The sequence below is a fragment of the Vreelandella neptunia genome (assembly GCF_034479615.1).
Lineage (GTDB): Bacteria > Pseudomonadota > Gammaproteobacteria > Pseudomonadales > Halomonadaceae > Vreelandella > Vreelandella neptunia.
The window spans coordinates 4,011,925-4,025,314 of the sequence record NZ_CP140255.1; the positions used below are offsets into that span (position 1 = coordinate 4,011,925).

The 13,390-nt window shown below is 56.8% G+C and carries 13 protein-coding genes; 2 read left to right on the plus strand and 11 right to left on the minus strand.

Going from position 1 to position 13,390, the window contains the following annotated elements; translation table 11 throughout:
• Positions 1 to 42: 42 nt before the first annotated feature.
• The 5 genes from denD to ltnD all read right to left on the minus strand — a co-directional run bounded on the left by denD (position 43) and on the right by ltnD (position 4,801).
• The gene (gene denD / locus SR894_RS18610) at positions 43 to 1,005 is read right to left on the minus strand and encodes a D-erythronate dehydrogenase (RefSeq protein ID WP_223288469.1); all 963 of its coding nucleotides are present in this window, start codon (positions 1,003 to 1,005) and stop codon (positions 43 to 45) included.
• A gap of 63 nt (positions 1,006 to 1,068) precedes the next feature.
• On the minus strand, positions 1,069 to 1,866 hold the full coding sequence (gene otnI / locus SR894_RS18615) for a 2-oxo-tetronate isomerase (RefSeq protein ID WP_223288470.1): 798 nt from the start codon (positions 1,864 to 1,866) through the stop codon (positions 1,069 to 1,071).
• A 43-nt stretch (positions 1,867 to 1,909) separates the two neighbouring features.
• Positions 1,910 to 2,569 (minus strand): 3-oxo-tetronate 4-phosphate decarboxylase, encoded by a 660-nt coding sequence (otnC, locus tag SR894_RS18620; RefSeq protein ID WP_223288471.1) that lies wholly within the window; start codon positions 2,567 to 2,569, stop codon positions 1,910 to 1,912.
• Positions 2,566 to 3,864, minus strand: a complete 1,299-nt coding sequence (gene otnK / locus SR894_RS18625; RefSeq protein WP_223288472.1) for a 3-oxo-tetronate kinase — start codon at positions 3,862 to 3,864, stop codon at positions 2,566 to 2,568. The genes otnC and otnK overlap by 4 nt, the downstream gene beginning before the upstream one ends.
• Before the next feature lies 1 nt (position 3,865).
• Complete coding sequence (gene ltnD, locus SR894_RS18630) at positions 3,866 to 4,801, minus strand: L-threonate dehydrogenase (RefSeq protein ID WP_223288473.1); 936 nt, start codon at positions 4,799 to 4,801, stop codon at positions 3,866 to 3,868.
• Between the two features lie 190 nt (positions 4,802 to 4,991).
• On the opposite strand from ltnD, the gene SR894_RS18635 reads away from it, so the two are divergent.
• Positions 4,992 to 6,041: a LacI family DNA-binding transcriptional regulator gene (locus SR894_RS18635; protein ID WP_223288474.1), complete on the plus strand. Its 1,050-nt coding sequence runs from the start codon at positions 4,992 to 4,994 to the stop codon at positions 6,039 to 6,041.
• A 13-nt stretch (positions 6,042 to 6,054) separates the two neighbouring features.
• Here the strand turns inward: SR894_RS18635 and SR894_RS18640 are convergent, their stop codons facing one another.
• The 5 genes from SR894_RS18640 to SR894_RS18660 form a co-directional block, all read right to left on the minus strand.
• Complete coding sequence (locus tag SR894_RS18640) at positions 6,055 to 7,455, minus strand: amidase (RefSeq protein ID WP_223288475.1); 1,401 nt, start codon at positions 7,453 to 7,455, stop codon at positions 6,055 to 6,057.
• Between the two features lie 84 nt (positions 7,456 to 7,539).
• Positions 7,540 to 8,814 carry a TRAP transporter large permease gene (locus tag SR894_RS18645; RefSeq protein WP_223288476.1) on the minus strand — a complete coding sequence of 425 codons (1,275 nt, stop codon included), beginning with the start codon at positions 8,812 to 8,814 and terminating at the stop codon, positions 7,540 to 7,542.
• A gap of 15 nt (positions 8,815 to 8,829) precedes the next feature.
• Complete coding sequence (locus SR894_RS18650; protein ID WP_223288477.1) at positions 8,830 to 9,351, minus strand: TRAP transporter small permease; 522 nt, start codon at positions 9,349 to 9,351, stop codon at positions 8,830 to 8,832.
• Between the two features lie 62 nt (positions 9,352 to 9,413).
• Positions 9,414 to 10,415, minus strand: coding sequence for a TRAP transporter substrate-binding protein (locus SR894_RS18655; protein WP_223288478.1), 1,002 nt, complete (start codon positions 10,413 to 10,415; stop codon positions 9,414 to 9,416).
• Between the two features lie 77 nt (positions 10,416 to 10,492).
• Positions 10,493 to 11,488 carry an asparaginase gene (locus SR894_RS18660; protein WP_223288479.1) on the minus strand — a complete coding sequence of 332 codons (996 nt, stop codon included), beginning with the start codon at positions 11,486 to 11,488 and terminating at the stop codon, positions 10,493 to 10,495.
• Between the two features lie 276 nt (positions 11,489 to 11,764).
• On the opposite strand from SR894_RS18660, the gene SR894_RS18665 reads away from it, so the two are divergent.
• Positions 11,765 to 12,463 (plus strand): FadR/GntR family transcriptional regulator, encoded by a 699-nt coding sequence (locus tag SR894_RS18665; RefSeq protein ID WP_227405966.1) that lies wholly within the window; start codon positions 11,765 to 11,767, stop codon positions 12,461 to 12,463.
• Here the strand turns inward: SR894_RS18665 and SR894_RS18670 are convergent.
• Positions 12,460 to 13,365: a LysR family transcriptional regulator gene (locus SR894_RS18670; RefSeq protein WP_223288480.1), complete on the minus strand. Its 906-nt coding sequence runs from the start codon at positions 13,363 to 13,365 to the stop codon at positions 12,460 to 12,462. The genes SR894_RS18665 and SR894_RS18670 overlap by 4 nt on opposite strands.
• Between the last annotated feature and the right edge of the window lie 25 nt (positions 13,366 to 13,390).

The window sequence follows — 13,390 nt, forward strand, 5'->3', positions numbered from 1 at the left end:
CCCAGGCTGTTGTCTGCCGCATGCCATGCGGCAGACCGGAACTCACGACGGTTCAGTAACGAATGCATCGATAATCTGTTTAAAGTTGTCATCGCCAACAAAACCCAGCTGTTTGGCTTTCGCGGTATCAAAACGCGCGGGCCAGCTCGTCACAATGGCTTCAATGCGCGGGTCAGGCTCATGGCGTACCAGCGCAAACGCTTTCTCGCCGGCTACATCGCGCAATGCTGCCAACATTTCGGCCACAGTGACGGTAATGCCCGGTAGCATAAAGGCACGAAAAGGCGCTAGGGCTTCGCGTGGCAACTCCGCACCATGGATCAGCGCGGCCACCACTTTGCCCGGCGACATTACAAACATCGGCAGCTCGGTAGGCACCGGGCAAACCGCTTCTTCGCCATTGAGCGGCTCACGTAGGATGCTGGAAGCAAAGCTGGAGGCCGCCGCATTAGGCCGGCCGGGGCGAATCACGATCGTCGGTAGGCGTAGCACTAAACCATCGATGAGCCCACGACGGCTGTAATCATTGATAAGCAGTTCACACATGGCCTTCTGGGCACCGTAGGAGTTTTGTGGATGGAGTGCCGTCATATCATCCAGCACCTCCGGTAACTCACCGCCATAAGCCGCCACGGAGCTGGCCATAATCAATCGGGTACCGTCCAACCCTTGTTTGCGACAGCCTTCCAGCAGCGCCCGCGTGGCATCGAAGTTAACCCGCATACCAAGTTCCAAATCGGCTTCTGCAGCGGAGCTTACGACGGCCGCCAGATGGTAGATCACATCGGGGCACTGCTTTAACACGCTATCCAACGCGCCGGGCTGGGTAATATCCAGCGCCACTGATGTCACCTCAACGCTCCCTGCGGCGGGCTGCGGCGCTTCCACTTGGTCAAGGAGCGTTAAGCGGGTAATCGGTTGCTGGCGAAGCTCACCGCGCTCAAGCAATTGCTTGACTAAACGCTGGCCGAGAAATCCTGCAGCACCGGTAATGGCAATATGCATCGTGAGGATCCTGTTGTGGTGTTGTTATTGTTCATTCAGTTAGGTTAGGTCAGTGGGCGTCGATCAGTGGGTTGTTAGGCCCCATGCCTCGCCCCACCCCAGCCCCGCGCGAGTGCCGGCCAGGGGGCGGTACTCACATCCGACCCAGCCGCGATACCCCAGCGCGCTCAAGCGTTCAAAGATGGCGGGGTAATGCACCTCGCCTACATTGGGCTCGTGACGTTCGGGTACACCTGCAATCTGGACATGCCCTATGGCGCTGAACTGGCGCTCAAGGTGGCGAATCAGGTCGCCCTCCATGATTTGGCAGTGGTAAAGGTCGAACTGCAGCTTAAGATTCGTTGCACCGAGTTCTTCCAATACCGCCATGGCCTGCGCTTGGCGAGAGAGAAAAAAGCCGGGCATATCGCGCGTATTAATCGGCTCGATGAGTATCTCTCGACCTACCTTGGCCGCTTCACTCGCAGCAAAGCGCAGATTGCGGATATAGGTGGCGTGGTGTTCAGCCTGGGTCGCGGCATCGGCATCTTCCGGGAGCAGCCCCGCCATGGCATGAACCCTAGGGCAGTTGAGCGCCTCGGCGTAACGTAGCCCTTCAATCACCGAGTCACGAAACTCCCCTTCCCGACCCGGCAGGCTCGCCAGGCCCCGCTCACCTGCATCCCAATCGCCTGGCGGCAGATTAAACAGCACTTGTTCCAGTTGGTGCTTGTTCAGCGCATCTCTTAACTCATCGGCGGCATAGGCATACGGGAACAGGTACTCAACGCCTTTAAAACCCGCCTTCGCAGCAGCGGCAAAGCGATCCATAAAGGCGTGCTCGTTAAACAGCATGCTGAGGTTGGCGGCTAATCGAATCATTGTGGTGCTCTTGTTGTTAAGTACGTCATTGTTAAGCGCGTCGTTAATCTCGTGGAAAGCGCGCTTCCAGCTCCGCCACCTGCTCAGGTGTTAACCCTCTTGGGTTCTCGCCCCGCAGTAACAGGTAAAGCTTGGCGGTCTCTTCCAGTTCTTCGGTGGCGTAGACCGCTGCCTCGAGATTTTTCCCCGCCACCACCGGTCCGTGGTTGGCCAGCAGCACCGCGCTATGCTTGCCCGCTAACCCCCGCACTGTATCGCCCAGTTTGGGGTCGCCGGGAATGTGATACGGCACCAGCGGCAGCTTGCCGACCCTCATGACATAGTAGGCGGTAAGCGGTGGTATACAGTCACAGGGATTCACATCGGGTAGGCAAGAGACCGCCACCGAGTGAGTGGAGTGCAGATGCACAATCGCACCGGATTGCGGGCGCTCCTCGTACATCGCCATATGCAAAAAATGCTCTTTGGTAGGCTTATCGCCACTCAGCAGTTGGCCGTTGTTATCCAGATGAGAAATCCGCGCAGGATCCAGCCGCCCCAAGCAGGCGTTGGTGGGCGTCATCAGCCAGCCGCCATCATCTAGCCGCACGCTGATATTGCCGCTGGAGCCCATGGTCAGGCCGCGGTCAAACAGCGACTTGCCCAGGGTGCTGATCTGCTCCCGCAAACTGTTTTGGGGATAGCGATGCAAGTGAATGCTCATACCAGCACCTCAAACGCCCAGGTAAAGAAATCGACGCCGCCGAAGTTGCCGGACTTCAGCGCCAACGACAGCGGTGCTTCGCGACCCGCCATTGGGGTTTGCGTCCAGGGCACGCCGGGGTCGATCTGCTCACCAATGCGTAGAGTGGTAATGCCCAACGCCGAGACCACCGCGCCTGACGTTTCGCCCCCGGCGACCAGCAACCGGCCAACGCCTTCATCTACTAGGTTGACAGCCAACTGGCTCAGCGCCTCTTCCACTAACGCACCCGCATGCGCAACGCCAAGGGCTTTCTGGGCGGCGTTAACCTTTTCAGTATCCGCCGAGGCGTAGAGCAGTACCGGCGCCTCTTGAGATAAGCGCTTGCGGGCAAAGGCCAGCGCCTGCTCCTGCTGTTTTCCTCCTTCGGCCAACGCCAAGGGATCCAGGGCAAAGCCACCATCAGGGTACTTGGCTAGAAAGTCCGCTACTTGTGCCAGCGTGGCCCGGGAGCAACTGCCAGATAGCACCAGCGCACCGCCCGAGGCAGGCGATAAGCGCCCCGGCTCACTGATCGTGTCTAGCCAGCCTTGGGCACGGTACTGGGCGGGCAACGCCTGCCCCAGACCAGAACCGCCGGTAACCAAGGGCATCGCAACCGTAGCTTCGGCAAGTACATCTAGATCCTGCTCATCCAGGGAATCACAGATCACATGGCGGACGCCCTGCTCTGCCAACGCCGATAACTGAGCACGCGTTGCATCAGCGCCTTGCGCCAACACCGTGCGGTTGACTAAGCCCACCGGGTGCGGCGTTTGGCGTGCGAGTACTCGCATGAGATCCGCGTCCTGCATGGGGTTCAGTGGGTGGTGCTGCATACCGCTGTCGTTGAGCAGGCGGTCGCCCACAAACAGATGGCCCTGGTAGACCGTACGGCCGTTAATCGGGAAGGCGGGCACCATCACCGTTTGATGCGCTCCTAGCGCTTCCAGCAGTGCATCCGCCACCGGGCCGATATTGCCCTGGTCGGTGGAGTCAAAGGTGGAGCAGTACTTGAAGAACAGCTGCCGGGCGCCCTGCTGGCGAAGCCACTCAAGGGCAGCGAGTGAGTCCGCCACGGCTTCGTCTACCGGGCAGGAACGTGATTTCAGCGCTACAACCACTGCATCGATACCAGTGAGATCGACCTCTTGCTGGGGCACGCCAATCACCTGTAGGCAGCGCATACCGCCGCGCACCAGGTTATTGGCAAGGTCTGTCGCGCCAGTGAAATCATCGGCAATGGCGCCCAGCACGATGTTCGCTCCCATCCCCATTTTATTCGGCTCCCTGGGCGTCGTTAGCGGCTTCTGGCAACGCGATGCCCGATAGCCGCTGATAAACCTTGATCACCGCCGAATCATCTTCGCGACCAAAACCTGCACCGCTGGCAGCGGTAAACTGCTGCAGTGCACTTGAAGCAACGGGCGTTGCCAACGCCAGCTCGCGGCCGGTTTGATGCACAATGTTGAGATCTTTGACGAAGATATCCACCGCCGAAAGCGGCGTGTAGTCACCACTCAGGATATGCGGCACGCGGTTTTCGAACATCCAGGAGTTGCCCGCCGAGTGGGTAATGACGTCATATATCACTTCGGGGTCGAGCCCCATACGAATGCCCAGCGCCATGGCTTCAGCGGCGGTGGCAATATGCACACCTGCCAGCAGTTGATTGACCAGTTTCATACTTGAGCCAACGCCAGGGGCATCACCAAGTCGATAAACCTTGGCAGCCATGGCGTTTAGCACCGCTTCGGCGTAGATAAATGCCTCCGTTGCCCCGGATGCCATTACCGATAGTTCACCGCTTTTGGCTTTAGCAGCACCGCCGCTAATCGGCGCATCCAGCAGCATCAAGCCCTGTGCCACCACACGCTCACCAAGCTGTTTGGCCTGACTGGGCGCCACCGTGGCGCACTGTATGATCAGACTGCCTGGGGCCAAGTGGCTTACCACCCCCTGTTCACCGAACAGCACTTGCTCAACCTGCACCCCGTTAACGACAACCACCAACACGATATGGCAGTGAGCAAGCTCAGCAGGAGTGGCTACGCTTTGCCCCCCTGCTGCCACGAAGGCATCGCGTGCCCCAACGGAAATATCACACCCGGTCACGTTAAATCCCTGTTTGAGCAAAGCGGTGGCCGTACCCATACCCATGGCGCCCAGGCCAATAAGACCTACTTGAAGTGATTGCTTATCGTGTTGACTCACCAGCCGACACCTCGCGGTTGTTGTGCATTGCTGTTGTGTGTCTTGCTATCGTCGCGGTGCTTTTCTCTTGCTTTGCTTTTCCTTCGATCATCGCTACCAGGAAAATGGTAGCGCTATCATGATAGCGCTACCATTCGTTTTAGATTATTGTTGCCATTACGACAAGCTTAAAATCAGGGACGTGCGACCAATGTCTAAAGACTCTCCCAACGCTGCCTCTCCCAGCCCTACCAGGCAGCGCCGAAGCTCCGATCAGGTCACGCTCAGCCAAGTGGCGCAAGCAGCAGGGGTATCACCGATTACCGCATCGCGAGCACTGAACTCCCCTGATAAGGTCAGCGATAGCGCACGCCTGAGTGTTCTACAAGCCGTAGAGAAACTGGGCTACGTACCCAACTTGGTAGCCGGTAGTCTGGCCTCTTCCCGCTCGCGGCTGATTGCGGTGATTGTGCCATCACTGATCAATAGCGTGTTTGTGGAAGTCATCAAGGGGCTGCAGGAGACGCTGGAAGCCCAGGGCTATCAGATACTGCTGGGTAACACCGACTATGATCTAGACCGTGAGTATCAGTTGGTGCGCACTTTTCTGGGCTGGTCATGCTCTGCACTGGTCACCGCTGGGCTGCGCCATAACAAGGCGTGTCATACGCTGCTGGCGAACTGGGATCACCCCATTATGGAGGTGATGGAGCTGGGCAAAGGCATGGATCTTAACGTGGGGCTAGATCACGTAGCGGCAGGCCGCTGTATGGCCGGCCATCTAATCGACAAAGGGTACCGCCATATTGTTTATGTGGGTGCACGGCTGTCGCAGGATTATCGCGCCAGCATGCGTTTTGATGGACATAAAGCGGTGCTAAAGGAGAAAGGGATCGACGCCCCACTACTGGAACTAGACACCCTGGGCAGCCTGCAAGCGGGCGCTGAAGGGCTGGCCCAGGTGCTCTCGCAATACCCTCATACCCAAGCCATTCACTTTGCCAACGACGACCTTGCGGCAGGTGCCCTGCTGGCTGCTCAACGTCAAGGGCTAAACGTGCCAGGGGATATCGCCATTGCCGGGTTTAACGGCCTGCCACTTGGTCAACACGTAACCCCTCAGCTCACGACCATTCTTTCGCCCAGAGAAGAAATGGGCCGCCTAGCCGCCAAAGAACTTATTCGGCGGCTAAGCGGCAAAAACGTCTACCGCCGCCAGCACGATGTTGGCTTTACGCTTCAAGCCGGTGGGAGTACTTAGGCCGCCTCAGCGCTCATATCGATGGCGGTTGACCAAGAACCTCCAAGCCTGTGCCCAGTTCGTTTTCAATCGCCTGACCAATGGATAAAAGCTTCGCGTCCTGCCACGGTCCGGCGAGCACTTGCAGGCCAACCGGCATACCCACAGCGTCTTTGCCAACCGGGAGCGTTAAGGCACACAGGCCTAGGAAATTAGCGATCACCGTGTTGCGCAGGGCATGCATGTTGGCTTTGGGATAGGCGCCTTCTGGCTCGAGGCTTTCGATAGTGGGCGGGGTAATCGCTACCGTGGGAGTCAGGACTGCATCTACATCGTCCATGCGAGCGGCAGCAGAGGTGGCAAGCGAATCAAGCACTGTACGGCGACGTACGTACTCCCAAGCGGGCATATCATCAGCTGCTTTGACTCGGGCGGCAACGTTGGGATCGAGAGAATCAATCATCTCAGGTAGTTCGGTTTTGAGAAACGCTGCCAATTCCGGCGCAGCCACACCGCCCAGTTTGAAGAGTTCATATGCGTCGTTGATACCGGGCAGTTCCAACGTCACTATTCGCGCTCCGGCGGCTTCCAGCTGTTTAATGGCCGCTCGAACGGTTTCGGCAATGCCCGGGCTGCAGTCGTCCCAGAAAAACGTTTCTGGCACGCCGAAGGTCAGATCCGCAAGGGAGGGCGTCGCCGGGACTCGGTTATCTTTACCACCAATGCCGGGATCCAGCGCATCAAATGCGAAGGCAATATCATCCACCCGTCGCGCCAGTAACCCTGGGGTATCCAGCGTGCTTGAGAGCGGTACAATCTGCTCAGTCGACCAGCGCCCAACGGTGGTTTTCAATCCTGCTACGCCGGTCATCGAGGCAGGTATGCGCACTGAACCGGCAGTGTCGGTGCCCAACGCTAGGCTCGCCGTGCCACCCACTAACGAAACACCCGCGCCTGAGCTGGAGCCTCCAGGCGTGCGGTGCTGATGAACATCCCATGGATTGCGCGGCGCGCCCCAGTGGGCATTGGTGCCCAAGCCCCCAAAGGCAAACTCAACGGAGTGGGTTTTGCCCATCACGGAGGGCAGCTGTTTCAATAGCGCGCCCACCACTGGGCCGGGACGCTCCCAGCGCTTTTGCAGGCGTTGGGAAGAGCCCGCATAAGTCGGCAGACCGGTCACGGCGAAGATATCCTTGATAGATACCGCCATGCCCATTAGCGCCCCCGCATCACCACCCTGGGCAAGCACCGCATCGGCAGCGTTTGCCATTGACAGTGCCTGCTCACCGTTCCAGGTAAGGTAGGCGTGGTCGTGTTTGCCGCGTTGTTGGTACGCCGCTATGGATGCCTTTGCAAGTTCAGTTGCGGTGAGCGTACCTGCGCGCAGGCGTGCGCGCTGCTCACGTAGGGGTAGAAAAATGGGTGAATCCTGCATGCTTTATGTACCTCCAGAGGTGCTCTGTGCACCTCAAAACTGCTTCATTTCAAAGCGCTAGCTTACTTATTAACGGTTCCACCTTTAATAAATCAGCGAGGGCAACCAAGTACTTAGCCATGGGACGTAGGTGATGATGATCAGCGCTAACAGCATCAAGCCAATCAGCGGCAAACAGGCCTTGAACACTTCCTGCAGCGACATCTTGGAGATCGCCATGGCGACGAACAGATTTAACCCTACCGGCGGCGTAATCATCCCCACCGAGAAGTTAATCAGCGTGATCACCCCAAAATGCACCGGATCCACGCCTACCTGGGCTGCAATCGGCTGCAGCAACGGCGAGAGCACAATGATGGCGGAGGCGCTATCGAGGAAGAAGCCAGCAACGATCATCACGACATTAAACAGTGCCATGACCTGAAACGGATCGTCTGTCCACGACAGCACCTCGCCTGCCAACTGGCTAGGCGTACCGGTAATGGCGAGCAGCCAAGAGAAGGCAGAGGCACCCGCAGTAATCAGCAGCAGCGTCGCGGAAATCAACCCAGAGCTTCTTAACGTTCCTGCTAGCTCCTTAAGGTTGATAGTGCGATACACCACCATGCCGACAAACAAACCATATACACAGGCCACCGCTGCTGATTCAGTCGGGGTGAATACGCCACTGTAGATTCCCCCAAGCAGAATTACCGGCAGCCCAAGGCCCCAGGCAGCATCTTTAAAGGCCACTAAAATTTGCCGCAGCGAAGGAAAAGGGGCGCGTTCATAGCCTTTGATGCTGCTAAAGACAATGCAGTAGGCGATGAGAATAGAGGCAATCACAATGGCGGGCAGCAGACCCGCTGCGAATAGCCGCCCCACCGAAGTACCGGTCACTGAGCCGTAGATAATCAATGCAATGCTCGGCGGCACAATAGGCCCCAAAGTACCGGCGGTGGCAATCAACCCAATCGCAAAGCGTTTATCGTAGCCAGCCGCGACAAGTGCCGGGAACATGATTGAGCCAATCGCCACCACCGTGGCCGGGCTCGAACCGGAAATGGCCCCAAAGAAGAGACATGACAGCACCGTGGCCGCTGCCAAGCCCCCTGGCACCCACCCTACCAACGCCTTGGCAAGATTTATCAACCGGTCGGAAAGCCCGCCAATCCGCATCAGCTCCGCCGCCAGAATAAAGAACGGAATCGCCATCAGCGAGAAGTTGTTCATGCCGGTAAACATGCGCATTGGCACGATGACCGGATTGGTGGAGCCAAAGAATTCGATAGCCAGAAATACTGCCAAGGCCAAGGAAGCAAAGATGGGCAGCCCAAGCAGAAGCACGGCAAAAAAGATCGGTAATAAGGCAGTAATCATGGTCGCTCTCCAGGGTTAAATGAGCTTATCCGAACCGGCTACAAGCTCTTCGGAGAGTCCTACCGGCGGCTTTTTCCAGACTTCATTGATGACCCATAGATAGCGCAGAATCAGCAGCACTCCGGAAACGCCAATCGGCAGATAGAACCATGCCATCGGCAGGCGAAGTGCAGCGGTTAACTGCCCGCGACCCAGCGTGCTGAAATAGAGCACAAAGCCGTAATAGGTCATGAAACCAGCGAACACGATACCGATCAGTGCTGCGATCATGTGCAGCCAGCGGTTCACAGCAGGCGAGGCAATGGCATTCAGCACATCCACCGAAATATGCGTGCCATGGCGCACACCCATACTGGCGCCTACAAAACTCATACAGATAATGGAGTAAATAACGACTTCTTCAGCCCAAAATAGCGAACCGCTAAAGCCGTAGCGATACACGACTTGGATGGTAGTGAGGATGGTCGCAATCGACATGAAAACGACCATCGCCACACTTTCCAAGCGATCAAGACATTTGTTGAGCGCTTCGAACATGAGATATCCACACCCTGAAAGGGGTAAGAAGAGAGGAACCAGGCCTTAGTAGACCCGTTGGATCAATACTCGATACCCACAGCGTCATATACTTTATGCAGCAACTCCGTGGTGACGATATCTTCATACTCTTCGTGCACCGGCATGCTGGCTTCAATAAAGGCGTCGCGCTGCTCTGGGGTGAGTTCATTGATCGCAATGTCGTCTTTGATCTCTTCCATGATGGTCTCTTCGTCCTGCAGCGTTAGCGCACGGGACGTGTCTCGACCGTTGTCGAAGGCTTCCAGCATGACCGCTTGCAGATCTTCCGGCAGCGAGTCCCAGGAGTCCTGGTTCATTACCGCCGCATAGGCGTGGTAAGCGTGATTGGTCAGCGAGAGATAATCCTGCACCTCATGGAAACGCATGGTATAGATGTTGGCCAGTGGGTTTTCCTGCCCCGACACCACGCCTTGCTGCAAGCCATTGTAAACCTCGGTGAAGGCCATTGCAGTGGCGTTAGCGCCCAGGTTTTCATAGGTGGAGATGATGATAGGCGCCTGCATGGTGCGCATGCGGATACTATCCATATCCTCGGGGGTTTCGATCGGGCGATCATTGTTGGTGATATGGCGGAAACCCGCTCCCCAGAAGTTGACGCCGTACATGTTATGGCCATTCAGGGTATCGAGGATTTCGCGGCCCACTTCACCATCCAGGGTTTCCACCATGGTGTCGTAATCGGCAATCAAGAACGGCAGATCCAAAATCTGCATGCGCGGCTCAAAGTTGCCCAGGGTAGCCGTTGGTGGGATACCGATATCGACCAGGCCCATCTGAATCTGCTCAATGATTTCAACGTCGCCACCCACCTGAGCGGCGGGAAGTACGTTAATCTCGATACGACCGTCGGACTTCTCCTCTACCTCCTCTTTAAAGCGCAGCGCCGCCTGACCGTTCGGCGTCTCTTCAATCAACACGTGGGCGAAGCTGAAGGTATAGTCGGCCGCATGGAGTTGAGCCGTACTGAGAGAAGCAACGGCAATAGCAGCGGCGAGAGTGGCTTTTGTCAGCGTTAGTTTCATGTCCAGCACCTTATTTAGTTATGGTGATTTGCTTTTTAGTTTCCTGTTACTGCAGTTGAGCAAGGTTAAAAGGCCGCTCACGCCATCAAGCGTTCCATCGCATCCCCCAGCGCTTCGCGTGGGGTACTACTCAGCAGCAAGGCAAGTGCAAGCCTTGCCTTACGTGCGCTGATATCGTTGAGCGCGATCACCCCAGCCGACATTAAATCGGCCAGGCTGCCGCTAAACTCATAACTGGTGTTCACCGGCCCTTGAGCGCAACTACTCACGACCGCTACAGGGACACCTGCGCTAACCAATGCTCGTATTTCGTTCATCCAGCCAGGTGGCACGTGGCCCCGGCCTAAGCCATTGATCACCACCCCCTTCGCGCCACTCTCTACGCAGGCTTTCAACAGCGTGGGCGAAGCATCCAGATAGGCGGGCAGTAGGTCGACACGCGGCAGCGGGGTATCCCACCCTTCAATGGGGGGCGCTATCGCCGTTCCCGTGTGATAAAGCTTGAGCCGTTGCCCGTCGATATACCCCAGCGCACCAGCGCCGGGGGCGTCAAATCCATGCAACTGGAAACTGCTCACCTTGCGGGCATAGCGCGCAGCAAACAGCGACTCGTTGAACACCACGACACAGCCAAGCTGACTCAGTTGGGGGCTGGCCGCCGCCACGATGGCATCACAGATATTTTTAAAGGCGTCGGTACCTAACTGGTGAGGCGCCCGCTGGGAACCGGTGATCACACAAGGTTTATCCGCTGGCAGCGTGAGCGATAGAAAGTAAGCGGTCTCTTCCAAGGTATCGGTACCGTGGGTGATCACCAGACCGTCCACATCGGCTCGCGACAATGCTCTCCGCCCCTGGCAATGGAGTTCATCAAGATCGGCGAGAGTGACGGCATTACTGGGTTTCTGCAGGATCGACATCACCTCTAACGTGACGTCGACGCCCTGCGGCAGCGCCACCTTCTCCAGTAGCTGCTCGCCGCTTAATGCCCCTGACTGGCTGCGCCCTGAATCACTGGGCTTGCTGGCAATAGTGCCGCCCGTGGTCAATACCACGATGTGCTTTTTGGTCATTCAGGTTCTCATCTTTTATGCTTTTTGCCACATACAACAGACATCAGATGTCTGATTTCAGACTAGACTAAAGAACAAACTATTAGCAAGGCAGTCGCATAAAACAATGGAAGATAAGAATATGTCTTTTAAATATATGCAATCGGCTGCCTTAAGCCGCTAGGCTTAGAGCATTGATAAAATGCAGGAAACACCGATGAGCCACGCGAGGCCCTCATGAGTTTTAAACGCCAGCCCGAGATTAGCTCGACCCGTACAACCTCTTTTGGAGATTCGATGGATCGCAGTTCAGTTGCGCTGCAACTGCTAGAGCGTATTAAAAGCGCTCTTATACGAGGCGATCTCAAGCCAGGGGATTACCTGCCCTCGGAAACAGAGCTCACTCACACCCTGGGCATTGGTAAATCCAGCGTGCGTGAAGCCATCAAGATGCTGCAAGCGATAGGGATCGTTGAGGTCAAACGGGGTCAAGGCACCATGATCCGCCGCGAACCAGGCACGCCGCTCGTCGACCCGATGGCGTTCGGGATGATCCTGGCGCGAGGCATGACGCGGGATGTACTGGAGTTTCGCCGTATGTTCGAACCGGCTTACACGCTTCAAGCAATGAACGGGGCAACGGCAGAGGATCATCAACGTATTCAGCAGAGTATCGACGCCATGGAAGAAGCGATCCGCGCGGGTGCTCAAACCTCCAAGCACGATATTGCCTTCCATCGCGCCATTCTGCACAGCACCCATAACCCCATGACCATCCGCGTCGGCGAAACCTTGCTGCAACTGATCGAAGCCGCACTGGAAACCTCCATGCGCTCACTACCGGAAACCGCCTTGAAGGATCATAAAGCTATCTATGCTGCCTTCAAAGCAGGCGATACCGCCGGTATTCATGCAGCGATAGCCGTTAGCAGCGAAAGCTGGGAAACCAACCTAACATATGAAAGTGACAGTGAATTAAGTGCAGCACCCCGCTAGGACTCTCTTTGTAACCAAGCATCAAAAAAGACCATAAAGGCGCGCGCTTTAGCGGTTATGTGCCGTCCTGGCGGATAGACTGCATAGACGCCGCCTTCCGGCAGTGTCCACTCTTCAAGTACACGCACTAAGCGTCCAGCAGCGATCTCTGGAGCAGCGGTCATATCCGGCATTACTGAAAGACCGCCGCCAGCGACCATTAGCGCGACTAAACTCGCCGTTGAGTTGGCTGCCAACCCCGCGCTCATTTGCACCTCATGCCGCTCATCGCGCCGCTGGAAAGCCCAGGTTAACGGCGCCTTTAACGGCGTAAAAGCGATCCATGCATGATCTTCCAGCGCCTTGGGGTGTGTGGGCGTACCGTGACGTTCCAGGTAATCAGGAGCAGTCACCACGTGCTGTTGAAAAGTGCCTATACGACGGGCGCGTAGCATGGAGTCTTTTAGCCAGCCTAAACGAAATGCCAAGTCGATACCCTCCTGCACCATATCGCTTATCTGGTCGCCGCTGCGAAGCTCTATATGCAGCTCAGGGTGCAAGCGACTAAACGCCACCACCGCGTTGCTCAACACCCCGGCGGTGTAATCTTCGGGGGCCGTGATACGCAACTCGCCGTGCAGCTGTTGAGTGTTACTCACGGCACTGGCAAGCGCCCCCTGTAGATCTATCAACAGCGGCTGACACTGATGGTAGAGCGCTTCTCCGGCCTGGGTGAGCTGAACCCGCCGTGTGGTGCGGAAAAAAAGCGTAACGCCCAGGCGCGTTTCCAACTGGCGAATTTGCAGGCTTACGCGGGTTTTCGTACAGCCTAGCCGCTCCGCTGCCTTGGTAAAACTGCCAGCTTCCACCAGCGCGACAAAGATCGGCAAACCGTTTAAATCGAACTCGTTGGTGGTGGTCATTTATCGCCCCACTGTTATGAAATCA

What these genes read in the sequence shown, in the direction of transcription:
- SR894_RS18655 (WP_223288478.1), bottom strand. Translation starts at nt 10,415, where the DNA reads ATGAAACTAACGCTGACAAAAGCCACTCTCGCCGCTGCTATTGCCGTT.
- SR894_RS18645 (WP_223288476.1), bottom strand. Translation starts at nt 8,814, where the DNA reads ATGATTACTGCCTTATTACCGATCTTTTTTGCCGTGCTTCTGCTTGGG.
- otnK (WP_223288472.1), bottom strand. Translation starts at nt 3,864, where the DNA reads ATGGGGATGGGAGCGAACATCGTGCTGGGCGCCATTGCCGATGATTTC.
- SR894_RS18650 (WP_223288477.1), bottom strand. Translation starts at nt 9,351, where the DNA reads ATGTTCGAAGCGCTCAACAAATGTCTTGATCGCTTGGAAAGTGTGGCG.
- denD (WP_223288469.1), bottom strand. Translation starts at nt 1,005, where the DNA reads ATGCATATTGCCATTACCGGTGCTGCAGGATTTCTCGGCCAGCGTTTA.
- SR894_RS18670 (WP_223288480.1), bottom strand. Translation starts at nt 13,365, where the DNA reads ATGACCACCACCAACGAGTTCGATTTAAACGGTTTGCCGATCTTTGTC.
- SR894_RS18635 (WP_223288474.1), top strand. Translation starts at nt 4,992, where the DNA reads ATGTCTAAAGACTCTCCCAACGCTGCCTCTCCCAGCCCTACCAGGCAG.
- otnI (WP_223288470.1), bottom strand. Translation starts at nt 1,866, where the DNA reads ATGATTCGATTAGCCGCCAACCTCAGCATGCTGTTTAACGAGCACGCC.
- SR894_RS18660 (WP_223288479.1), bottom strand. Translation starts at nt 11,488, where the DNA reads ATGACCAAAAAGCACATCGTGGTATTGACCACGGGCGGCACTATTGCC.
- SR894_RS18665 (WP_227405966.1), top strand. Translation starts at nt 11,765, where the DNA reads ATGGATCGCAGTTCAGTTGCGCTGCAACTGCTAGAGCGTATTAAAAGC.
- otnC (WP_223288471.1), bottom strand. Translation starts at nt 2,569, where the DNA reads ATGAGCATTCACTTGCATCGCTATCCCCAAAACAGTTTGCGGGAGCAG.
- SR894_RS18640 (WP_223288475.1), bottom strand. Translation starts at nt 7,455, where the DNA reads ATGCAGGATTCACCCATTTTTCTACCCCTACGTGAGCAGCGCGCACGC.